The 20,676-nt window shown below is 55.3% G+C and carries 22 protein-coding genes; 16 read left to right on the forward strand and 6 right to left on the reverse strand.

The genetic code is table 11. From position 1 onward, the window contains the following. The first annotated feature begins 107 nt into the window (after positions 1-107). Positions 108-1,178: a tRNA/rRNA methyltransferase gene (locus OQV00_RS06185; protein ID WP_004866478.1), complete on the forward strand. Its 1,071-nt coding sequence runs from the start codon at positions 108-110 to the stop codon at positions 1,176-1,178. Between the two features lie 66 nt (positions 1,179-1,244). Here the strand turns inward: OQV00_RS06185 and ung are convergent, their stop codons facing one another. Further along, the gene (gene ung, locus OQV00_RS06190; protein WP_004866475.1) at positions 1,245-1,934 is read right to left on the reverse strand and encodes a uracil-DNA glycosylase; all 690 of its coding nucleotides are present in this window, start codon (positions 1,932-1,934) and stop codon (positions 1,245-1,247) included. 315 nt (positions 1,935-2,249) lie between these two features. Between ung and grcA the strand changes: the two genes are divergently transcribed. Beyond that, positions 2,250-2,633, forward strand: coding sequence for an autonomous glycyl radical cofactor GrcA (grcA, locus tag OQV00_RS06195; protein WP_004866471.1), 384 nt, complete (start codon positions 2,250-2,252; stop codon positions 2,631-2,633). A gap of 47 nt (positions 2,634-2,680) precedes the next feature. Here grcA and srmB read toward each other — a convergent pair whose 3' ends face one another. Continuing rightward, positions 2,681-4,006, reverse strand: a complete 1,326-nt coding sequence (srmB, locus tag OQV00_RS06200) for an ATP-dependent RNA helicase SrmB (protein ID WP_004866469.1) — start codon at positions 4,004-4,006, stop codon at positions 2,681-2,683. Between the two features lie 131 nt (positions 4,007-4,137). Here srmB and trmN point away from each other — a divergent pair, with 131 nt between their 5' ends. Next, a complete protein-coding gene (gene trmN / locus OQV00_RS06205; protein ID WP_004866466.1) occupies positions 4,138-4,875 on the forward strand; it encodes a tRNA(1)(Val) (adenine(37)-N(6))-methyltransferase TrmN in 738 nt (245 codons plus the stop codon). On the opposite strand, the gene nadB is transcribed toward trmN, so the two are convergent. Continuing rightward, a complete protein-coding gene (nadB, locus tag OQV00_RS06210) occupies positions 4,860-6,479 on the reverse strand; it encodes an L-aspartate oxidase (protein ID WP_266280020.1) in 1,620 nt (539 codons plus the stop codon). The genes trmN and nadB overlap by 16 nt on opposite strands. Positions 6,480-6,900: 421 nt before the next feature. On the opposite strand from nadB, the gene rpoE reads away from it, so the two are divergent. From rpoE to acpS, 11 genes are all read left to right on the forward strand, one after another. Next, a complete protein-coding gene (gene rpoE, locus OQV00_RS06215; protein WP_004866461.1) occupies positions 6,901-7,476 on the forward strand; it encodes an RNA polymerase sigma factor RpoE in 576 nt (191 codons plus the stop codon). Between the two features lie 31 nt (positions 7,477-7,507). Beyond that, on the forward strand, positions 7,508-8,158 hold the full coding sequence (gene rseA / locus OQV00_RS06220; RefSeq protein WP_004866460.1) for an anti-sigma-E factor RseA: 651 nt from the start codon (positions 7,508-7,510) through the stop codon (positions 8,156-8,158). Further along, on the forward strand, positions 8,158-9,114 hold the full coding sequence (gene rseB / locus OQV00_RS06225) for a sigma-E factor regulatory protein RseB (RefSeq protein WP_004866458.1): 957 nt from the start codon (positions 8,158-8,160) through the stop codon (positions 9,112-9,114). Before rseA ends, rseB begins: the two co-directional genes overlap by 1 nt. Further along, complete coding sequence (rseC, locus tag OQV00_RS06230; RefSeq protein ID WP_266280022.1) at positions 9,111-9,590, forward strand: SoxR-reducing system protein RseC; 480 nt, start codon at positions 9,111-9,113, stop codon at positions 9,588-9,590. Before rseB ends, rseC begins: the two co-directional genes overlap by 4 nt. A 187-nt stretch (positions 9,591-9,777) precedes the next feature. Next, positions 9,778-11,577: a translation elongation factor 4 gene (gene lepA, locus OQV00_RS06235; protein WP_004866454.1), complete on the forward strand. Its 1,800-nt coding sequence runs from the start codon at positions 9,778-9,780 to the stop codon at positions 11,575-11,577. A 16-nt stretch (positions 11,578-11,593) separates the two neighbouring features. Next, on the forward strand, positions 11,594-12,568 hold the full coding sequence (gene lepB, locus OQV00_RS06240; protein WP_044351455.1) for a signal peptidase I: 975 nt from the start codon (positions 11,594-11,596) through the stop codon (positions 12,566-12,568). Positions 12,569-12,863: 295 nt separating this feature from the next. Then, positions 12,864-13,544, forward strand: a complete 681-nt coding sequence (gene rnc, locus OQV00_RS06245; RefSeq protein WP_004866451.1) for a ribonuclease III — start codon at positions 12,864-12,866, stop codon at positions 13,542-13,544. Next, a complete protein-coding gene (gene era / locus OQV00_RS06250) occupies positions 13,541-14,446 on the forward strand; it encodes a GTPase Era (RefSeq protein WP_004866448.1) in 906 nt (301 codons plus the stop codon). The genes rnc and era overlap by 4 nt, the downstream gene beginning before the upstream one ends. Positions 14,447-14,577: 131 nt before the next feature. Beyond that, positions 14,578-15,321 (forward strand): DNA repair protein RecO, encoded by a 744-nt coding sequence (gene recO / locus OQV00_RS06255; protein WP_032686559.1) that lies wholly within the window; start codon positions 14,578-14,580, stop codon positions 15,319-15,321. A gap of 8 nt (positions 15,322-15,329) precedes the next feature. After that, complete coding sequence (gene pdxJ, locus OQV00_RS06260; RefSeq protein WP_004866444.1) at positions 15,330-16,061, forward strand: pyridoxine 5'-phosphate synthase; 732 nt, start codon at positions 15,330-15,332, stop codon at positions 16,059-16,061. Next, positions 16,061-16,441 (forward strand): holo-ACP synthase, encoded by a 381-nt coding sequence (gene acpS, locus OQV00_RS06265; RefSeq protein ID WP_004866442.1) that lies wholly within the window; start codon positions 16,061-16,063, stop codon positions 16,439-16,441. Before pdxJ ends, acpS begins: the two co-directional genes overlap by 1 nt. 18 nt (positions 16,442-16,459) lie before the next feature. Here the strand turns inward: acpS and OQV00_RS06270 are convergent, their stop codons facing one another. Together OQV00_RS06270 and OQV00_RS06275 are read right to left on the reverse strand one after the other, a co-directional pair. After that, a complete protein-coding gene (locus OQV00_RS06270; protein WP_004866440.1) occupies positions 16,460-16,720 on the reverse strand; it encodes a YfhL family 4Fe-4S dicluster ferredoxin in 261 nt (86 codons plus the stop codon). A 56-nt stretch (positions 16,721-16,776) separates the two neighbouring features. Then, on the reverse strand, positions 16,777-17,625 hold the full coding sequence (locus tag OQV00_RS06275; protein WP_004866439.1) for a MurR/RpiR family transcriptional regulator: 849 nt from the start codon (positions 17,623-17,625) through the stop codon (positions 16,777-16,779). Positions 17,626-17,906: 281 nt separating this feature from the next. Here OQV00_RS06275 and yfhb point away from each other — a divergent pair, with 281 nt between their 5' ends. Together yfhb and tadA are read left to right on the forward strand one after the other, a co-directional pair. Continuing rightward, the gene (gene yfhb, locus OQV00_RS06280; protein WP_230132538.1) at positions 17,907-18,479 is read left to right on the forward strand and encodes a phosphatidylglycerophosphatase C; all 573 of its coding nucleotides are present in this window, start codon (positions 17,907-17,909) and stop codon (positions 18,477-18,479) included. Between the two features lie 59 nt (positions 18,480-18,538). Beyond that, positions 18,539-19,045, forward strand: coding sequence for a tRNA adenosine(34) deaminase TadA (gene tadA / locus OQV00_RS06285; protein WP_004866434.1), 507 nt, complete (start codon positions 18,539-18,541; stop codon positions 19,043-19,045). On the opposite strand, the gene mltF is transcribed toward tadA, so the two are convergent. Beyond that, positions 19,042-20,574 carry a membrane-bound lytic murein transglycosylase MltF gene (gene mltF / locus OQV00_RS06290; protein ID WP_048024195.1) on the reverse strand — a complete coding sequence of 511 codons (1,533 nt, stop codon included), beginning with the start codon at positions 20,572-20,574 and terminating at the stop codon, positions 19,042-19,044. The two genes, tadA and mltF, sit on opposite strands and share 4 nt — an antisense overlap. Positions 20,575-20,676 lie beyond the last annotated feature (102 nt).

Consider the following 20,676-nt stretch of genomic DNA (forward strand, 5'->3'; position numbering starts at 1 on the left):
TTTTGTTCGATGAATACGATAGACCCTATCTTTTAAACGAAATCATGGCGCAGCGGTGACACATCGGGTAATCTTCGCGCTTCGCGCAGCGCAGGTGGAGAAAATTGATGAGCGACGAACTGAAAAATAAAAGCGGCAAGGTCAAAGTGATGTATGTCCGCAGTGATGATGATTCTGACAGACGCACCCATAACCCGCGTACCGGGAAAGGGGGAGGACGCCCAGGAAAATCTCGTGTTGACGGCCGTAGCCGCCCTGCCCGCGATGAACGTAACAGCCGCGGCGATGACCGCAAACGTGACGATCGTAAACGCGATGATTTCGATCGTGACAGCTCTTCTCCGTGGCGTACCGTCTCGCGAGCACCAAACGATGATGCGGCGGTGAAGCCGGATCACGGCGGGATCAGCGGTAAAAGCTTTATCGATCCGGAAGTATTACGTCGCCAGCGCGCGGAAGAGACCCGCGTTTACGGTGAGAATGCTTGTCAGGCGCTGTTCCAGAGCCGTCCGGAAGCGATTGTTCGCGCCTGGTTTGTGCAGAGCGTTACCCCGCGTTTCAAAGAGGCGCTGCGCTGGATGGCGGCGAACCGCAAAGCTTATCACGTGGTTGATGAAGCTGAACTGGCAAAAGCGTCCGGTACCGAGCATCACGGCGGCGTTTGCTTCCTGATTAAGAAACGTAACGGTACCTCCGTGGCTCAGTGGGTCGCCAAAGCTGATGCCGAAGATTGCGTTCTGGCGCTGGAAGATGTCGGTAATCCGCACAACCTCGGTGCGATCATGCGTAGCTGTGCGCATTTTGGTGTCAAGGGTGTGGTGGTGCAGGATGCCGGCATGCTGGAATCTGGCGCGGCAATCCGTACCGCAGAAGGTGGTGCAGAACACGTCGAACCGATCACCGGCGACAGCTTTATCGACACTCTGGAGCAGTTCCGCAAAGCGGGCTACGCTATTGTTTCGACCTCCAGCCATAACGGTACGCCGTTACATAAGGCTGAGCTGCCGAAGAAAATGGTGCTGGCATTAGGCCAGGAGCGCGATGGCCTGTCTGATGCGGCGATCTCCAGTGCCGATCTTAACGTTGCCATTGAAGGTACCGGCAATGTTGAAAGCCTGAACGTTTCCGTAGCGACCGGCGTATTGCTGGCCGAGTGGTGGCGTCAGAATAAGGTCTGATGGCCGAGTTCAGTTGAAAAAATGCCAGCGTTACGCTGGCATTTTTGTTTCTGCAAAAGGCGGAGGTCAGGCATCTCCGGCCGGTAATACCGGCATCCAGTCAATGGGAGACTCGCCGCGCTCGGCCAGCCACTGGTTAGTCTGGACGAAGTGATTACTGCCAAAGAAGCCGCGATGGGCGGAAAGCGGCGAAGGATGCGGCGCTTTCAGCACGCAATGGCGTTGCCTGTCGATAATCGCCCCTTTTTTCTGCGCATGGGCGCCCCACAGTAAAAATACAACCCCTTCCCGATGTTCGTTGATCAATGAAATGACCTTATCGGTAAAGGTTTCCCAGCCAAGACTGGCATGCGAATGGGCCTGACCTGCCCGCACCGTCAGGACCGTATTAAGCAGCAGTACCCCTTGTCGTGCCCAGCTCTCCAGATAACCATGCGTCGGACGGCTGAATCCCGGAATCGTCCCTTCCAGTTCTTTATACATATTGAGCAGCGACGGCGGCGTCTGAATCCCCGGAAGCACGGAAAAGGCCAGGCCGTGAGCCTGTCCGGGCCCGTGATACGGATCTTGCCCAAGAATAACCACTTTGACATCGCCAAGTTCGGTATAACGAAAGGCATTGAAGACATCTTTTTGCGGCGGATAAATCGTCATACCCGACTGGCGCTCTTCGGCGACAGTTTTGAGGGTATTCACAAAATAGGGCTGCTGCTTCTCTTCCGCCAGCACGTCGTGCCAGGTCAACGGGGTGGTCATCTTGCTCTCCTGCAAAGTGTCATTGCTATAGCTTAACTGCTTCTTTCTGCATAACAAAATCCCCGGTGTCTGACTGACGGTTTGTATGCAAAAAAATTGAAAATTTACAAAAATATTTTGCATTGGCTCTGGCGTAACTTGATGTAAAACAATAATATCCTCCTATACCCATTTTTATTGAGTGGTTTTTGTTGATTTAAGTCAATGAATGCCGGTTGTTTGGCTGATATACATACACTCAGACAACAATGGTTTTACCAATTGGCCGGGAACGGGCCAGGAAAACGAATAAATATTGCCTAAGGGAGGCATCAAATGATTACTGGTATCCAAATTACTAAAGCTGCAAACGACGACCTGCTGAACTCTTTCTGGCTGCTGGACAGCGAAAAAGGCGAAGCCCGCTGCCTGTGCGCTAAAGGGGGTTTTGCTGAAGATGACGTGGTTGCGGTTAATAAACTGGGTGAAATCGAATACCGCGAAATTCCGCTCGATGTGAAACCGGAAGTCCGTGTAGAAGGTGGCCAGCACCTGAACGTTAACGTGCTGCGTCGTGAAACGCTGCTGGATGCGGTTGAACATCCGGAAAAATACCCGCAGCTGACGATTCGTGTCTCTGGCTACGCGGTACGCTTTAACTCCCTGACACCAGAACAGCAGCGCGACGTTATAGCTCGTACCTTTACTGAAAGCCTGTAAGTCGACGCTTAAACCTAAAAACGCCGGGATATCCCGGCGTTTTTTTGTTACTGCTGATTTTCACCAGCGCTGCCGCTTGGTTTACGGCGCTTGCCAATATTTTTGGCATCGCGGTGACGTTTTTTCACTCGCGGTTTCTCTTTATCTTTCTCTTTTTTCTGCTCGGCGCGTTTAGCCAGTACCTTTTTGGACGGCTTACCGGTCAGCTTCTCACTCGGTGCGCGGGTCGTCGGGCGCAGTTCATCAATAACGCGCGCTTTGAGCGGCTCGTCGATATAGCGACCAATTTTACCCAACAGCAGATGGTCATGAGCTTCAACCAGAGAAATGGCGACGCCTTTTTTCCCCGCGCGGCCGGTGCGTCCGATTCGATGCAGATAGGTATCCGCCGTGCGCGGCATGTCGAAGTTGAAAACGTGGCTAACGTCCGGAATATCTATCCCGCGGGCAGCAACATCGGTGGCAATCAGCACATTCATACGACCGTCGGTCATACGTTTGATTGCTTCGTTACGCTTGGCCTGCACCATTTCGCCTTCCAGCCAGCAGGTATTGATCCCCGCTTCGCGCAGCCAGGAGGCCAGTTCATGAACGCGCTCGCGCTTACGCACAAAGACGATAGAGCGGGTCGCATCCGGCTGTTTCAGCAGGTTAACCAGTAATGCGGTTTTATGCTTAATGTCATCGGCGCGATAGTACCACTGATGAATTTTCTTACGTTCGCGCGTGGAAGGACTGGCGGAAACTTCAACGGGCTCTTCCAGCAGGCGCTCGGCAAAGTCTTTAATCGCATCGCCTTCGAGAGTCGCGGAAAACAGCATGGTCTGCTTACGCCAGCGGGTTTCACCGGCAATGTGCTCGATATCCTGCGCGAAGCCCATATCCAGCATACGGTCCGCCTCATCGAGGATCAGCGTTTCGACCGCCCGGCAGTCGAAGTTTTCTTCTTTAATGTATTGCAGCAGTCGGCCGGTGGTCGCGACCACAATATCCTGGTTCTCGCTGAATACTTCCGCGTGGTTCATGTATGCGACACCGCCGGTGATGGTGGCAATGTCCAGGTGCGTGTGTGCGGCCAGCTCACGGGCATGGTCGGCAACCTGCATTGCCAGCTCACGGGTCGGCGTCAGGATAAGAATACGCGGTGGTCCCGACTTCTTACGCGGGAAATCAAGCAGGTGCTGCAACGCTGGCAGCAGATACGCCGCTGTTTTACCGGTACCTGTCGGGGCTGAACCGAGAATATCACGGCCATCAAGCGCAGGCGGAATAGCGGCGGCCTGAATGGCTGTCGGGCGTGTGAAACCTTTTTCCTGGAGGGCTTCCAGAAGGTTTTCGTCGAGTTCAAGTTCGGAAAAAGTCGTTACAGTCATGATCTACCTCTGAGTGGACCGACGATTATAGACGTTACGGGCGTAATGTTCATCTGTTTGTAAGGCTATCTGTTCTCCGGTATTGTGCATAGCTTCAGTCTCAGGAGTTTTTGTTCGCAAGGTTATTCAGGATGTCTCAGTCGAAGTTTGCGCTGCCGCGCAATGGTTTTACGTTTAAACAGTTCTTTGTTGCTCACGACCGTTGTGCGATGAAAGTGGGCACCGACGGCATTCTGCTAGGCGCGTGGGCGCCGATCGCCCAGGTAAAACACGTGCTGGATATCGGGACCGGTAGCGGTTTACTGGCTTTAATGCTGGCTCAGCGAACCGACGATCGGGTCATGCTGGATGCGGTAGAACTCGATGAAGAGGCGACGGCGCAGGCGCGCGAAAACGTGGCGACCTCCCCGTGGGGGGCGCGTATCCAGGTGCATCAGGGGGATATTCAACAGTGGCAGCCCGCGCAAACCCGACGCTATGAACTGATTGTCAGCAACCCGCCTTTTTTTGCCGAAGGTGTGCCCTGTGCAACATCGCAGCGCGAACAGGCGCGATATACGACGACGCTCGATCACGTCACGCTCTTAACCTGCGCCGCAGAGTCGATTACCGAAGAGGGCTTTTTCTGCGTGGTGTTACCGGTGGATATTGGCAATGCGTTTGTTCAACGCGCCCAAACCATGGGCTGGCATCTGCGTTTGCGCACCGATGTCGCGGAGACGGAAATGCGCCCGCCGCACCGCGTACTGCTGGCTTTCTCGCCGACCGCGGGGGAGTGTTTCAGCGATCGGCTGATTGTCCGTGGGCCTGAACAGCAATACTCCGAAGGGTTTACTGCCCTGACCCAGGACTTTTACCTCTTTATGTGAGCCAGAGGCGACAGAATTGACGGGTCGCTATCCGCAAGTTGTTCCGGGTAATCCAGGGTATAGTGCAGCCCGCGACTCTCTTTACGTTGCATTGCGCAGCGAACGATCAGTTCGGCCACCTGCACCAGATTGCGTAACTCCAGCAAATTATTCGACACGCGGAAGCGGGCATAATATTCGTCGAGTTCCTGCTGTAACATGGTGATTCGTCGTAGCGCACGCTCCAGCCGACGGGTGGTGCGGACAATCCCCACGTAGTCCCACATCAACAGTCTCAGCTCGTGCCAGTTATGTTGAATCACCACCAGTTCATCGGGGATCTCAACCTGACTTTCATCCCAGGAAGGGAGGGCGTTAACCGCTTGAGCCAGCGGCATGCGCTGGAGAATATCCTCGGCCGCGGACCAGCCGTAAACCAGGCATTCGAGCAGCGAATTTGACGCCATGCGGTTAGCCCCGTGCAGTCCGGTGTAGCTCACTTCGCCAATCGCATACAGCCCGTCAACATCGGTACGTCCGTTGTCATCAACCATCACGCCGCCGCAGGTATAGTGGGCGGCGGGGACAATCGGTACGGGCTCTTTTGTCAGATCGATACCCAGGCCGAGCAGCTTTTCGTAGATCATCGGGAAATGCTGACGAATAAAAGCTTCAGGCTTATGGCTGATGTCGAGATACATACAATCGACGCCGAGGCGTTTCATCTCATGGTCAATCGCGCGGGCGACGATATCGCGTGGCGCCAGCTCGCCGCGTTCGTCAAAATCGGGCATGAACCGGGTACCGTCCGGACGTTTCAGGTATGCGCCTTCGCCGCGCAATGCTTCGGTTAACAGGAAATTGCGCGCCTGCGGATGGTACAACGCGGTGGGGTGAAACTGGTTGAATTCGAGGTTGGCCACGCGACAGCCGGCGCGCCAGGCCATAGCAATACCATCGCCGGAGGAGACATCCGGGTTGGTGGTGTACTGATAGACTTTCGCCGCCCCGCCGGTGGCCAGCACCACGGATTTCGCGCTGCAGGTCTCGACCTTTTCTTTATTCCGGTTCCAGATCCAGGCGCCAACCACCCGACGTGTCCCCGGCAGGCCGATTTTATCGGAAATGATCAAATCGACGGCGTTACTTCGCTCCAGAATACGAATATTCGGATGCGCGAGCGCCTTGCCTACCAGCGTCGTTTCCACCGCTTTACCGGTGGCATCGGCAGCGTGGAGGATACGGCGATGGCTATGGCCACCTTCACGGGTCAGGTGATAGCTCTGTTCGCCGTTGGCCTGGGTCTGAGTATCAAACAGCACGCCCTGGTCGATAAGCCATTGCACGCAAGGCCTGGCGTTGCTGGCGACGAAAGAGACTGCATGGCGATCGCACAGGCCGGCTCCGGCGATGAGCGTATCTTCAACGTGAGATTCCACGCTGTCGGTTTCATCAAAAACGGCGGCAATGCCGCCTTGCGCGTAGAGCGTTGAACCTTCGCTGACAGGGCCTTTGCTCAGTACGGCGACGGAGCTGTGCTCCGCCAGACGTAGCGCAAGGGATAAACCGGCAGCGCCGCTGCCGATAATCAGCACATCACAGGAGAAGTCAGGAGTCGTATTCATTGTCTTTGTTTAATTTACTAAACACATTTTTGCCACAATAGCACCAGGTCGTGATGAATCGTACATTTTTTTTACTGAACGTTGTGGAAACTAAACATAAGCGGGCGGGGCGGGGCTGTGTAAACGAAAGAAAATATTTGCGAAGCAGATCGTTAGCTTCAGATTTTATAGTGAAATAAAAGCGATGTTACGTTACCCTTCTGGCGGACCTTACGCTTTTTCTTCATCATCTTACCTGGCGTTGAGTTGCGGGACATATAATGAGAGATAACAAATCGTCCGCCGTTGCCAGACAAAAATCAAAGGCGTAACGGAACTTTATTGTTTTCAGACACTCCAATCGTCTGCTTGCTCATATTGCAGTGATTGGGTAGTGCTTTGAAGACGCATGGGAATTGGGTTTGGGGAGACATTACCTCGGATGAGCGAGCAGTTAACGGATCAGGTCCTCGTCGAACGGGTCCAGAAAGGAGATCAGAAAGCGTTTAACTTGCTGGTGGTGCGCTATCAGCATAAGGTCGCGAGCCTGGTCTCCCGCTATGTGCCACCGGGCGATATCCCTGACGTTGTTCAGGAGTCGTTCGTAAAAGCATGGCGCGCGCTGGAGTCCTTCCGGGGGGATAGTGCTTTTTATACCTGGTTATATCGCATCGCCGTAAATACGGCGAAGAATTATCTGGTAGCTCAGGGACGCCGCCCACCGTCCAGCGATGTTGACGCCAATGAGGCAGAAAACTTCGAAAGTGGTGGGGCGCTGAAAGAAATTTCGAACCCTGAGAACTTAATGTTGTCAGAAGAACTGAGACAAATAGTTTTTCGTACCATTGAATCACTCCCGGAAGATTTACGCATGGCAATTACGTTGCGGGAGCTGGATGGCCTGAGCTATGAAGAGATAGCCGCTATCATGGATTGCCCGGTAGGAACGGTACGTTCGCGCATTTTCCGGGCACGAGAAGCTATTGATAATAAAGTTCAACCGCTTATCAGGCGTTGACGATAGCGGAATACTGAAAAGGGTATCAGGCATGCAGAAAGAAAAACTTTCGGCCTTAATGGATGGTGAAACGCTGGATAACGAGCTGCTCAATGAGCTGAGCCGTTCTTCTGAAATGCAAAAGACCTGGGAGAGCTACCATCTCATCCGCGATTCGCTGCGAGGCGATACCGCTGAGATGCTCCATTTTGATATCTCAGCCCGCGTCATGGCCGCCATTGAGAACGAGCCCGTTCGTCAGGCGGTGCCGCTTATTCCTGAATCTCAGCCAGCACCACATCAGTGGCGTCAGATGCCTTTCTGGCAGAAAGTCCGCCCGTGGGCCAGTTCTCTGACTCAGATGGGGGTTGCGGCATGCGTTTCGCTTGCTGTTATCGTCGGCGTCCAGCAGTATAATGGGCATAGCGAATCTGCTCAGCAGCCCGAAGCGCCTGTTTTCAACACCATGCCGATGATGGGTAAAGCCAGCCCGGTAAGCCTCGGCGTTCCGGCTGATGCTTCCGCAGGGAGCGGCCAGCAGGCTCAGGTGCAAGAACAGCGCCGCCGTATTAATGCTATGCTGCAGGACTATGAATTGCAGCGTCGCCTGCACGCAGAACAGCTTCAGTTTGGTCAGGCCCAGACTCAGCAAGCCGCTGTTCAGGTGCCAGGCTATCAAACTTTAGGAACGCAATCGCAGTAATGAAGCAACTTTGGTGTGCCATGTCGCTCATGGCAGGCAGCCTGTTCTTCTCTGTCAACGCCTCGGCTGATACATCGTCCGGGGCGTTGTTGCAGCAAATGAACCTGGCCAGCCAGTCCCTTAACTATGAGCTGTCTTTCGTCAGCATCAACAAACAGGGCGTTGAGTCGCTGCGTTATCGTCACGCGCGGCTGAACAATCAACCTCTTGCCCAGCTTTTACAACTCGATGGCCCACGCCGGGAAGTTGTACTGCGCGGCAATGAAATCAGCTATTTTGAGCCGGGGCTCGATCCGTTCACGCTGAACGGCGACTATATCGTCGATTCGTTACCCTCGCTGGCCTACACCGATTTTAAGCGACTGGCTGCCTACTACGACTTTATCTCCGTTGGGCGAACCCGTATTGCCGACAGGCTTTGCGAAGTGATTCGCGTCGTCGCGCGGGACGGTACGCGCTATAGCTATATCGTCTGGCTGGATGCGGAAACCAAACTGCCCATGCGCGTCGATTTGCTTGACCGCGACGGGGAAACGCTGGAGCAGTTCCGGGTCGTATCCTTTAACGTTGGCGACAAGGTCAGCAGCAGCATGGAAACCTTAGCGAAAGCAAGCCTGCCGCCTCAGCTGTCGGTGCCGGAAGGGGGCGATAAAGCCAACTTTAACTGGGCGCCGACCTGGCTACCGCAGGGCGTTTCCGAAGTCTCCAGCAGCCAGCGCCGTCTGCCGACCTTTGATGGTCCGGTTGAGTCCCGCCTTTACTCTGATGGGCTGTTTAGCTTCTCGATTAACGTGAATCGCGCATCGGCAAACAGCAGCGATCAGCTGTTGCGTACCGGGCGTCGTACCGTGAGCACGACGGTACGTGATAACGCCGAGATAACCGTGGTTGGCGAGCTGCCGCCGCAGACGGCTAAACGCATCTCCGACAGCATCAAATTCAGGGCTGTGCAATGATTAAAGAGTGGGCCACGGTCGTCTCCTGGCGTAATGGAATGGCGCAAGTACACTGTGATGTTAAAGCCTCGTGCAGCAGCTGCGCCTCGCGCGCCGGCTGCGGTAGCCGGGTGCTGAACAAGCTGGGGCCGCAAACCAGCCACACGATCAGCGTTCCCAGCGAACAGCCGCTGTCCGCCGGGCAAAAAGTCGAGCTGGGGATTGCCGAAAGCAGCCTGCTGGGCTCGGCGGTTTTAGTCTATATGGCGCCGCTGGTTGGGCTGTTTGCAATGGCGTCTGTTTTTCAGGTCTTGTTTGCAAATGATTTCGCTTCGCTGTGTGGTGCGCTACTCGGCGGCGTCGGTGGATTTCTGGTGGCGCGCGGGCTTTCGCCCGGATTAGCCGCTCGCCAGTCGTGGCAGCCCGTTATTATTAGCGTTGGCCTGCCGCCAGATTTGGTGCGTGTAGAGACTCCCTCTTCAGAACCAGGCCAGTGAATCCACTGGCCTTTATTTTTGATTTATTACCCCCGCCAGAACACATCATTTGCTACGGTTATGCTGCTGGTAAGAGCATTTCCTGGTTTCGCGGATGTAGTGTAGAATGCGGCGTTTTCGGATTAAAAAACGTCAGGCACAGAACAGCGGCCTCATGATACGCGTAAGGCATAATTAACTCTAAAATATGAAGAATATACGTAACTTTTCAATCATCGCTCATATCGACCACGGTAAATCGACGTTGTCTGACCGTATCATCCAGATTTGCGGTGGCCTTTCCGATCGTGAAATGGAAGCCCAGGTACTGGACTCCATGGATCTTGAACGTGAGCGTGGCATCACCATTAAGGCGCAAAGCGTCACCCTGGATTACAAGGCGACCAACGGCGAAACCTACCAGCTGAACTTCATCGATACCCCGGGGCACGTCGACTTCTCTTATGAGGTGTCACGTTCGCTCGCCGCATGTGAAGGTGCGCTGCTGGTGGTCGATGCGGGTCAGGGAGTGGAAGCTCAGACGCTGGCCAACTGCTATACCGCCATGGAAATGGATCTGGAAGTGGTGCCGGTTCTCAACAAAATCGACCTGCCTGCTGCCGATCCGGAGCGCGTAGCCGATGAAATCGAAGACATCGTCGGTATCGATGCGGCCGATGCGGTGCGCTGCTCGGCGAAAACCGGCGTCGGCGTTCCCGATGTTCTGGAACGTCTGGTGCGTGATATCCCACCGCCGGAAGGCGATGCGGATGCCCCGCTGCAGGCGCTGATCATCGACTCCTGGTTTGATAACTATCTTGGCGTTGTGTCGCTGGTGCGTATCAAGAACGGCACGATGCGCAAAGGCGACAAAATCAAAGTCATGAGCACCGGTCAGGTCTATAACGCCGATCGCCTGGGTATCTTCACGCCAAAACAGGTTGACCGTACCGAGCTGAAATGCGGCGAGGTAGGCTGGTTGGTGTGTGCCATTAAAGATATCCTCGGCGCGCCGGTTGGCGATACCCTGACGACGTCACGTAACCCGGCGGACAAGGCTCTGCCAGGCTTTAAGAAAGTGAAACCGCAGGTGTACGCCGGTCTGTTCCCGGTGAGCTCCGATGATTATGAAGCCTTCCGTGATGCGCTTGGCAAACTGAGCCTGAACGATGCCTCTCTGTTCTATGAGCCGGAAAGTTCAACGGCGCTGGGCTTCGGCTTCCGCTGTGGCTTCCTCGGCCTGCTGCACATGGAGATCATCCAGGAGCGTCTGGAACGCGAATACGACCTGGATCTGATTACCACCGCGCCGACGGTTGTCTACGAAGTGGAAACCACGTCGAAAGAGGTCATCTATGTCGATAGCCCGTCCAAGCTGCCGCCGCTGAATAACATTCAGGAGCTGCGTGAGCCGATCGCGGAATGTCATATGCTGCTGCCGCAAGAGTTCCTCGGCAACGTCATCACGCTGTGTATTGAGAAGCGTGGCGTGCAGACCAACATGGTTTATCACGGTAAACAAGTTGCGCTGACCTATGAAATTCCGATGGCGGAAGTGGTTCTCGATTTCTTTGACCGTCTGAAGTCCACCTCCCGTGGCTACGCGTCGCTGGATTACAACTTCAAACGCTTCCAGGCATCCAACATGGTGCGCGTGGACGTGCTGATCAACGGCGAGCGTGTTGATGCGCTGGCGCTGATCACCCACAACGATAACGCGCCGTACCGCGGTCGTGAGCTGGTGGAGAAGATGAAAGAGCTGATCCCACGCCAGCAGTTCGATATCGCGATTCAGGCGGCTATCGGCAACCACATTATTGCCCGTTCGACCGTCAAACAGCTGCGTAAAAACGTACTGGCGAAATGCTACGGCGGCGACGTCAGCCGTAAGAAAAAGCTGCTGCAAAAGCAGAAAGACGGTAAGAAACGTATGAAGCAAGTGGGTAACGTTGAGCTGCCGCAGGAAGCGTTCCTCGCCATTCTGCACGTCGGTAAAGACGGAAAATAACCATTAAGGAGTTGGCATGGCGAACATGTTTGCCCTGATCCTGGTGATTGCAACCGTGATCACGGGGCTTTTGTGGTGCCTGGATAAATTCATCTTTGCACCAAAACGTCGTGAACGTCAGGCCGCTGCTCAGGCAGCGACCGGTGATAGCCTCGACAAGCAAACGTTGAAGAAAGTCGGCCCGAAACCGGGCTGGCTGGAAACGGGAGCCTCGGTATTTCCGGTGCTGGCGATCGTCCTGGTGGTGCGCTCATTTATTTATGAGCCGTTTCAAATCCCGTCAGGTTCGATGATGCCAACGCTGCTGATCGGCGATTTTATTCTGGTCGAGAAGTTTGCCTACGGCATCAAAGATCCGATCTACCAGAAAACGCTGATCGAAACCGGTCATCCGAAACGTGGCGATATCGTGGTGTTCAAATACCCGGAAGATCCGCGTCTGGACTACATTAAGCGCGCTGTTGGCTTACCGGGCGATAAGATTACCTACGATCCGGTGGCAAAACAGGTCACTATCCAGCCGGGCTGCAGCTCCGGTCAGGCATGTGGTAATGCACTGCCGGTGACTTACTCCAACGTTGAGCCCAGCGATTTCGTCCAGACGTTCTCGCGTCAGAACGGTGGGGAAGCGACCAGCGGTTTCTGGCAGTTGCCGAAAGGCGAAAGCAAGGCTGACGGTATTCGTCTGACCGAGCGCAAAGAGACGCTGGGTGAGGTGACTCACCGCATTCTGACCGTGCCGATTGCTCAGGATCAGGTTGGAATGTACTACCGCCAGTCCGGCCTGCCGTTGGCCACCTGGATTGTGCCGCCGGGTCATTACTTCATGATGGGTGACAACCGTGATAACAGCGCTGACAGCCGTTACTGGGGCTTTGTGCCAGAGGCCAATCTGGTGGGTAAAGCCACGGCGATCTGGATGAGCTTCGAAAAACAGGAAGGTGAATGGCCGACCGGCGTGCGTTTATCGCGTATCGGTAGCATTCATTAATTTCCCTGCCTTATTCACGCTGCCGCTGCAATATTGGCAGCGTGAATTATTTAATATTTAAATCTATTCAAACTAACGACATCCCTTGTCGTTGCGTATAGAATATCCCCCCGAAGTTTTGGTTGTCTCTCGTAAGAGTGACACTGCACACGAAACCGCGTTGGTTGATTTTACTCTGAATAATTTGGGTTGCAGAAAGGCGGCAGGCAAGCGCACAGGCAATCTGAATGGGGACAGGGCTGCCCAGGTCGGTTTCGTGTGCTGCATTTTTGACGCATTCATTTATTGGTAACGCATGAACCCCATCGTAATTAATCGGCTTCAACGGAAGCTGGGCTACACTTTTCATCATCAGGAGCTGTTGCAACAGGCATTAACTCACCGCAGTGCCAGCAGCAAACACAATGAGCGCCTGGAATTTTTAGGTGACTCAATTTTGAGTTTTGTGATCGCGAATGCGCTCTATCACCGTTTCCCTCGGGTGGACGAAGGCGATATGAGCCGCATGCGCGCAACGCTGGTACGAGGCAACACGCTGGCGGAGATCGCCCGCGAGTTTGAACTGGGTGAGTGTCTGCGCCTTGGCCCGGGTGAGTTGAAAAGCGGCGGCTTCCGTCGCGAGTCTATTCTGGCAGATACCGTTGAAGCGTTGATTGGCGGGGTATTCCTCGACAGCGATATCCAGAACGTTGAGCGCCTGATTCTCACCTGGTACCAAACTCGTCTGGACGAAATCAGTCCTGGCGATAAGCAAAAAGATCCAAAGACCCGTTTGCAGGAGTACCTGCAAGGTCGCCACCTGCCGCTGCCTTCCTATCTGGTAGTGCAGGTGCGCGGTGAAGCACACGATCAGGAATTTACTATCCACTGCCAGGTCAGTGGCCTGAGTGAACCGGTGGTAGGCACAGGTTCCAGCCGTCGCAAGGCGGAGCAGGCTGCCGCCGAACAGGCGCTGAAAAAGCTGGAGCTGGAATGAGCATCGATAAAAGTTATTGTGGGTTTGTCGCCATCGTTGGCCGCCCGAACGTGGGTAAATCCACGCTGTTGAACAAACTGCTTGGGCAGAAGATTTCGATCACTTCCCGTAAAGCGCAGACCACCCGTCACCGCATTGTCGGCATCCATACCGAAGGACCGTATCAGGCAATTTATGTTGATACCCCGGGCCTGCATATGGAAGAGAAACGGGCGATCAACCGCCTGATGAACAAAGCGGCGAGCAGTTCCATTGGCGACGTTGAACTGGTGATTTTCGTTGTCGAAGGCACGCGCTGGACGGCCGATGACGAAATGGTGCTGGGCAAATTACGTGATGCCAGAGCGCCGGTGATTCTGGCGGTCAATAAAGTAGATAACGTGCAGGAGAAGGCCGATCTGCTGCCGCACCTGCAGTTCCTGGCGAGCCAGATGAACTTCCTCGATATCGTGCCAATTTCTGCGGAAACAGGGATGAATGTCGATACCATCGCCGGGATCGTACGCAAACATCTGCCGGAAGCGATTCATCACTTCCCGGAAGATTATATTACCGACCGCTCACAGCGCTTTATGGCCTCTGAAATCATCCGCGAAAAGCTGATGCGTTTTCTTGGTGCCGAGCTGCCGTATTCGGTGACGGTTGAGATCGAACGTTTCCAGACCAACGAACGCGGCGGTTATGATATTAACGGCCTGATTCTGGTTGAGCGTGAAGGTCAGAAGAAGATGGTCATTGGCAACAAAGGCGCCAAAATCAAAACCATCGGTATTGAAGCGCGTAAAGACATGCAGGATATGTTCGAAGCGCCGGTTCACCTCGAACTGTGGGTGAAAGTCAAATCCGGCTGGGCCGACGACGAGCGCGCGCTGCGCAGCCTCGGCTACGTTGACGATCTCTGAGTTTGATACACCATGGCTTTCGTGGTGCAGGCAGGCGGCAAGACCGTGAGTCCCCGGGAGCTTACTTTAGTCAGTGATTCGGCTGAAAGGGTGCGGCCAACGCACCTGCAACCTGAAAGACGACGAGTATGATGGAAGGCTGGCAGCGCGCTTTCGTTCTGCATAGTCGTCCCTGGAGCGAAACCAGCCTGATGCTGGACGTCTTCACGGAAGAGTCGGGTCGCGTGCGCCTGGTAGCAAAAGGCGCACGTTCCAGACGCTCCAACCTCAAAGGCGCCCTCCAGCCTTTTACCCCCTTACTCCTGCGCTTTGGCGGGCGTGGCGAAGTGAAAACGCTTCGCAGCGCCGAAGCCGTTTCATTGGCGCTTCCGCTCAGCGGCATCACGCTTTACAGCGGTCTGTATGTCAATGAGCTGCTTTCCCGCGTGCTCGAACATGAAACGCGCTTCTCCGAACTCTTTTTCGATTATCTGCACTGTCTGCAGGCGTTGGCTGGCGCAAGCGGTACACCAGAGCCGGCGTTGCGCCGCTTTGAACTGGCGCTGCTGGGACACCTGGGCTATGGCGTTGACTTCCTCCACTGTGCCGGCAGCGGCGAAGCGGTGGATGACACCATGACCTATCGCTACCGTGAAGAAAAAGGTTTTATTGCCAGCGTGGTTATTGATAACAACACCTTTACCGGGCACCATTTGAAGGCGCTGGCTAACCGTGAGTTCCCGGATAGCGACGCGCTACGTGCCGCAAAGCGCTTTACCCGTATCGCCCTGAAACCGTATCTTGGCGGTAAACCGCTAAAGAGCCGGGAGCTGTTTCGCCAGTTTATGCCCGCCCGCGCGGCGCGAGCAGCAGATAAAACGAATAACGATCAATGAGGATTGTCATGGCTGAATTACTGTTAGGGGTCAATATTGACCATATTGCGACACTGCGTAACGCTCGCGGCACGGCCTATCCGGATCCGGTGCAGGCGGCCTTTATCGCCGAGCAGGCTGGCGCCGACGGGATTACCGTGCACCTGCGCGAAGACCGCCGTCACATTACCGACCGCGATGTGCGTATCCTGCGCCAGACGCTGGATACCCGAATGAACCTGGAGATGGCGGTCACCGAAGAGATGCTGACCATCGCCTGTGAGACCAAACCGCACTTCTGCTGTCTGGTTCCGGAAAAACGTCAGGAAGTGACGACGGAAGGCGGTCTGGATGTGGCGGGTCAGCGCGACAAAATGCGCGATGCCTGCACGCGCCTTGCCGATGCCGGTATTCTGGTCTCGCTGTTCATCGATGCCGATGTTGAGCAAATTAAGGCTGCGGCGGACGTCGGCGCGCCGTATATCGAAATCCATACCGGTTGCTATGCGGATGCCGAAACCGACGCCCGGCAGGCCGCAGAGCTTGAGCGTATCGCCACGGCGGCCGCCTATGCCGCGAGCCTGGGCCTCAAGGTTAATGCCGGTCACGGCCTGACCTACCATAACGTGCAGGCGATCGCCCGTATTCCGGAGATGCATGAGCTGAACATTGGTCATGCGATCATCGGTCGTGCGGTGATGAGCGGCCTGAAAGAAGCGGTTGCCGAGATGAAACGCCTGATGCAGGAAGCTCGCGCGTAATGGCTATTCTGGGGCTGGGTACCGATATTGTTGAAATTGCCCGTATTGAAGCGGTGATCGCCCGCAGCGGCGATCGTCTCGCCCGGCGCGTGCTCAGCGACAACGAGTGGGCGATATGGGCACAGCACCAGCAGCCGGTTCGTTTTCTGGCAAAGCGTTTTGCGGTGAAAGAGGCGGCGGCGAAAGCCCTGGGGACCGGTATCCGTAACGGTCTGGCTTTTAATCAGTTTGAGGTTTACAACGACGAACTGGGCAAGCCTAAGCTACGGCTGTGGGGCGAAGCGAAGAATCTGGCGGAGCGTCTGGGCGTCAGAAGCATTCACGTGACGCTGGCCGATGAGCGCCATTACGCTTGTGCAACGGTTATCGTGGAGAGTTAGCGCCCGCTGTCCGCGGTATCAGATTTTGTCCGCGTGATGCATTAGCACGAACTTGTCCCACAGCTGCTCTTCATTTTCAACGTGTGCCGGGTCTTTCAGAATCGTATTCGGGATCGGGCACACTTTCTGGCAGGTGGGCGTTTCATAGTGGCCCACGCATTCCGTGCAGCGGTCGCTGTTAATTTCATAAATGCTGTCACCCATCGAAATGGCCTCGTTAGGGCATTCCGGTTCGCACATATCGCAGTTGATGCATTTTTTGGTGATTAACAGCGCCATCGGGAAATTCTCAGAAACAACACAAACAGGGCGGGCATTATACGCCCATTTTCTGTTCACACCAGTTTTTTCACCAGCGCTTCGCTGTGCCGGATACGGTCCGGCGCATGTTCAAGATCCTGTTGAACCAGCGCCATAAACAGCAGATCGGTGAGCATCATCTGCGCGCTGGTGGAGGAGATCGCCGCGCTGCGGGTCGCCTGCTCTTCGGCGATAGTATACAGGCACTGCGTGGCCTGCTGTTGCAGGGCGTTGGGGGTGAAGCCAGTGATCGCCAGGATCCGACAGCCCACGCGCAGCGCTTCTCCGGCGGCCATATTGATTTCACGACGTTCGCCAGAGTAGGAGATAGCTAACAGCAGGTCGTCTGACGACATGGCCTGTACGGTGGCGAGCAGGGCATGCATATCCTGTTCGGAAACCGCGTTAATGCCGATCTTCATTAGCTTCCAGCTAAAATTGCGCGCCACCAGGCCGGATGCGCCAATACCGGTAATAATCACCCGGCGCGCATTCCGCAGCAGCGCCACGGCTTCCAGCAGCTTCTCTTCGCTGTTCACATCCAGCGAGGCGTGCATGGCGGCCACGTTATCCTTAATCAGTTTCTCGCCGACCAGACGCAGCGGATCGTCGCCGCGGATCTGGTTATGGACCGGCACCGACTGAGGATCGGGTGCACTGGCCAGCGCTTCGCTGAGCGCCAGCTTTAGCGCCGGGAAACCCTTAAACCCCATCTTCTGCGCGAATTTCACGACGCTGGACTGGCTGACGCCTGCCTCACCTGCCAGCTGTTGCGAACTGAGGTGGCGGGTCTGGTCCGGCTGAGCCAGAATAAAGTCTGCCAGCTTCTTATCGCTTGCTGCCAGCGACGGGTAGCGCTGGCGGATGCGGATTAAACAGTTCATCGGTTTTCCTCAGGACAACTTTCGCCCTCTGCTGAAAGAATTTTGTATTCGATTATAAGAGGATTGCGGCGAATTAAAAATTCTACCGCTGAGATTTATTCACGGCGGAGGAACTGCCTCAACGCAGGCTTAACGTCAGCGGATGTTTTCTCTGTTTATGGCACAAGACTGTTAAGCTAGCGGTATCAGAGACAAAATTCGATAAAAAGAGGTCAGGTTTGAAGAGCAGCACGCAGCGAGTGGTTTTTTTTGATCTCGATGGAACGTTGCATCAACAGGATATGTTCGGCAGCTTCTTACGGTACGTCTTGCGTCACCAGCCCCTGAACCTGCTGCTGGTTGTACCGCTGTTGCCGGTGATCCTGGCAGGACTGGCGGTAAATGGCCGGGCGGCGCGCTGGCCGATGAGCCTGCTGCTGTGGGCATCGACGTTCGGACGCAGTGAGCGCGCGCTAAAGCGGCTTGAGGCCGACTTTGTCCGCTGGTTTCGCCAGCGCGTGACGGCTTTTCCGGTGGTGCAGGCCCGGCTGTCGGACTACCTGACCCGGCACGATGCTGACGTCTGGCTGATTACCGGATCGCCGCAATCGCTGGTGGAACAGGTCTACGGGGATACTGCCTGGCTGCCCAGGGTGAACATCATCGCCAGTCGGATGGAACGTCGCTGCGGAGGCTGGGGGCTGTCGCTACGCTGTCTGGGCCATGAAAAGGTGGTGCAACTGGAGCAGAAGATCGGTGCGCCGCTGCAGCTGTACAGCGGCTATAGCGATAGCGAACAGGATAATCCGCTGCTTCATTTTTGCCAGCATCGCTGGCGGGTCACCCCGCAGGGCGATCTCCACCAGTTAGAATAGTGTGCAATGTCTGTCGGCCATGTATAATGCGGCCCGCTTTTTCCGCAGGAGTGCCCGTTTTGTCTGACCATGAACTGAACGATGAATACTGGATGCGTCACGCCCTGACGCTGGCTAAACGCGCCTGGGAAGAGGGCGAAGTGCCGGTCGGCGCCGTGCTGGTGTACAACAATCAGGTTATCGGCGAAGGGTGGAACCGGCCTATCGGGCGTCACGATCCTACGGCGCATGCCGAAATTATGGCGCTGCGTCAGGGTGGACTGGTCCTGCAAAACTATCGCCTGATTGACGCGACGCTGTATGTCACGCTTGAACCCTGTGTGATGTGCGCGGGTGCGATGGTGCATAGCCGGATTTCACGGCTGGTATTTGGTGCCCGGGATGCAAAAACCGGCGCGGCCGGCTCGCTAATTGATGTTCTGCACCATCCGGGTATGAATCATCGGGTGGAGATCAGCGAGGGGATTCTGGCGGAGTCGTGCTCAGGTATGCTCAGCGACTTTTTCCGCTGGCGGCGGGAAGAGAAAAAAGCCTTAAAAAAGGCGCGTCGGGTCGAAGACGCTTAGTGTCCCAATCCGGGAATCTTCAGCCTGGCGTTGTCGACTAACGATTCCGCGCGAAACTGGAAAAAGGGGAGCGCCCGCTGTTCTTTATCCAGTTCATCCGGCATCACCGCCGGATAGTCCCCGGCCAGCGCCAGCCGCTGTTCATCCTTTCTCTCTTTCTCCGACAGGTAGCCCACCAGGCTGATGTGGTATTTGCGGATGTTCTCGACGTAGGCGTATGCCTCGTGACCGCGCGCGTAGCCATATTTCAGCCGGCTGTAATAAGGTTTCTGACTGAGCAGCGGCAGGCGCTGCTTGACGTCCGCCCAGCTGTCGGGATTGCCTTTCTGTTTTTTGGTCAGTGAGATAGCGTCCAGAATATGGGCGTATCCCATATTGTAAGCCGCCAGCGCAAACCAGATTCGTTCATCTTTGGGGACCGAGTCCGGGATTTTATTCATCATATCTTGCAAGTAGCGCATACCGCCGCTGAGGCTCTGCTCCGCATCGGTACGATCGGTTAATCCCAGGCTCTGCGCGGTATTGCGGGTCAGCATCATCATGCCGCGCACCCCGGTGGGCGAAGTAGCCTGCGGATCCCAGTGCGACTCCTGCCATGAAATGGCCGCCAGCAGGCGCCAGTCGATCTGGCGCGCGTATTTCTCAAACATCGGCTGTAGGTCCGGCAGAATATTATCGACGGCGCGCAGGAACGTCCGGGTGTCGACATAATCGAAATCGTTGCCGTGTCCAAGGTATTTTTCTTCCAGTCGCGCCAGGGTGCCGTCTTCATTCATATTGTTGAAGAAATCCAGCATCGCCGCCGAAAGCGAGTTGTCCTCGCTCCTGGCGCTAAACCAGGTCACCGGCTGTTCATCGCTGATATCCAGAGCGACCGCCAGTTCCGGATGCACGCGCTGGAACAGACTAATGGCCACCGAATCCGCAATGGTGTAAGCCACTTCGCCATCGATAACCGCCTGCATCAGCGCTGTCGTCCCGCGCTTTTCATCCACGCGCCAGCCGAGATCCGGGTATTTATTTCCTTTTAGTGTCTGCAGGTCGTTAATGGCGACGTGGCCCGGGGCAATCACCAGCTGTTCCGCCGTGAGGTTGGCGAGGCTGCGTGGGCGCGTGTTGCCCACCCGGTAGACCAGCTGTTGCGACACCGAATAGTAGCCCGGCCCGGCCTGATAGTTTTTGACCCGTTCTGAGTTGTAGACCAGTCCGGCAGCTAACATATCGGCATTACCGTTATCAAGGTCATCAAACAGCTGACTGATATTCTGGCGGACGGTCACTTTCAGCTTGACGCCGAGGTAATCGGCAAACTGTTCCGCCAGCTCGTAATCCAGTCCGTAGGTTTTGTTATTGATGGTCGCGAAGGTGAGCGGCGAATTGATGGTGCTGATGCGCAGCTCGCCGCGCGCCATAATTCCGGCGACACGGTTCTCCGGCTTTCCTGACCACGGGATCGACGGCCACAGGGCGGCCGCCAGCAATAAGGTCACAATGCCGATGAGCAGATAATTAATCTTTAATTTTTTCAGAGAGTTAATCTTCTGCAGCTCTGTGTTCCTCAGCAGGCTATTAGCGGATAAAGTTAAAAGAGAGTCCTCGAATGAGCGGCATTTTGCTTAAGAATGCGTCAG

The organism is Klebsiella sp. DY2415, assembly GCF_026314315.1.
Lineage (GTDB): Bacteria > Pseudomonadota > Gammaproteobacteria > Enterobacterales > Enterobacteriaceae > Klebsiella > Klebsiella ornithinolytica.

What these genes read in the sequence shown, in the direction of transcription:
- OQV00_RS06185 (WP_004866478.1), top strand. Translation starts at nt 108, where the DNA reads ATGAGCGACGAACTGAAAAATAAAAGCGGCAAGGTCAAAGTGATGTAT.
- ung (WP_004866475.1), bottom strand. Translation starts at nt 1,934, where the DNA reads ATGACCACCCCGTTGACCTGGCACGACGTGCTGGCGGAAGAGAAGCAG.
- grcA (WP_004866471.1), top strand. Translation starts at nt 2,250, where the DNA reads ATGATTACTGGTATCCAAATTACTAAAGCTGCAAACGACGACCTGCTG.
- srmB (WP_004866469.1), bottom strand. Translation starts at nt 4,006, where the DNA reads ATGACTGTAACGACTTTTTCCGAACTTGAACTCGACGAAAACCTTCTG.
- trmN (WP_004866466.1), top strand. Translation starts at nt 4,138, where the DNA reads ATGTCTCAGTCGAAGTTTGCGCTGCCGCGCAATGGTTTTACGTTTAAA.
- nadB (WP_266280020.1), bottom strand. Translation starts at nt 6,479, where the DNA reads ATGAATACGACTCCTGACTTCTCCTGTGATGTGCTGATTATCGGCAGC.
- rpoE (WP_004866461.1), top strand. Translation starts at nt 6,901, where the DNA reads ATGAGCGAGCAGTTAACGGATCAGGTCCTCGTCGAACGGGTCCAGAAA.
- rseA (WP_004866460.1), top strand. Translation starts at nt 7,508, where the DNA reads ATGCAGAAAGAAAAACTTTCGGCCTTAATGGATGGTGAAACGCTGGAT.
- rseB (WP_004866458.1), top strand. Translation starts at nt 8,158, where the DNA reads ATGAAGCAACTTTGGTGTGCCATGTCGCTCATGGCAGGCAGCCTGTTC.
- rseC (WP_266280022.1), top strand. Translation starts at nt 9,111, where the DNA reads ATGATTAAAGAGTGGGCCACGGTCGTCTCCTGGCGTAATGGAATGGCG.
- lepA (WP_004866454.1), top strand. Translation starts at nt 9,778, where the DNA reads ATGAAGAATATACGTAACTTTTCAATCATCGCTCATATCGACCACGGT.
- lepB (WP_044351455.1), top strand. Translation starts at nt 11,594, where the DNA reads ATGGCGAACATGTTTGCCCTGATCCTGGTGATTGCAACCGTGATCACG.
- rnc (WP_004866451.1), top strand. Translation starts at nt 12,864, where the DNA reads ATGAACCCCATCGTAATTAATCGGCTTCAACGGAAGCTGGGCTACACT.
- era (WP_004866448.1), top strand. Translation starts at nt 13,541, where the DNA reads ATGAGCATCGATAAAAGTTATTGTGGGTTTGTCGCCATCGTTGGCCGC.
- recO (WP_032686559.1), top strand. Translation starts at nt 14,578, where the DNA reads ATGGAAGGCTGGCAGCGCGCTTTCGTTCTGCATAGTCGTCCCTGGAGC.
- pdxJ (WP_004866444.1), top strand. Translation starts at nt 15,330, where the DNA reads ATGGCTGAATTACTGTTAGGGGTCAATATTGACCATATTGCGACACTG.
- acpS (WP_004866442.1), top strand. Translation starts at nt 16,061, where the DNA reads ATGGCTATTCTGGGGCTGGGTACCGATATTGTTGAAATTGCCCGTATT.
- OQV00_RS06270 (WP_004866440.1), bottom strand. Translation starts at nt 16,720, where the DNA reads ATGGCGCTGTTAATCACCAAAAAATGCATCAACTGCGATATGTGCGAA.
- OQV00_RS06275 (WP_004866439.1), bottom strand. Translation starts at nt 17,625, where the DNA reads ATGAACTGTTTAATCCGCATCCGCCAGCGCTACCCGTCGCTGGCAGCA.
- yfhb (WP_230132538.1), top strand. Translation starts at nt 17,907, where the DNA reads ATGTTCGGCAGCTTCTTACGGTACGTCTTGCGTCACCAGCCCCTGAAC.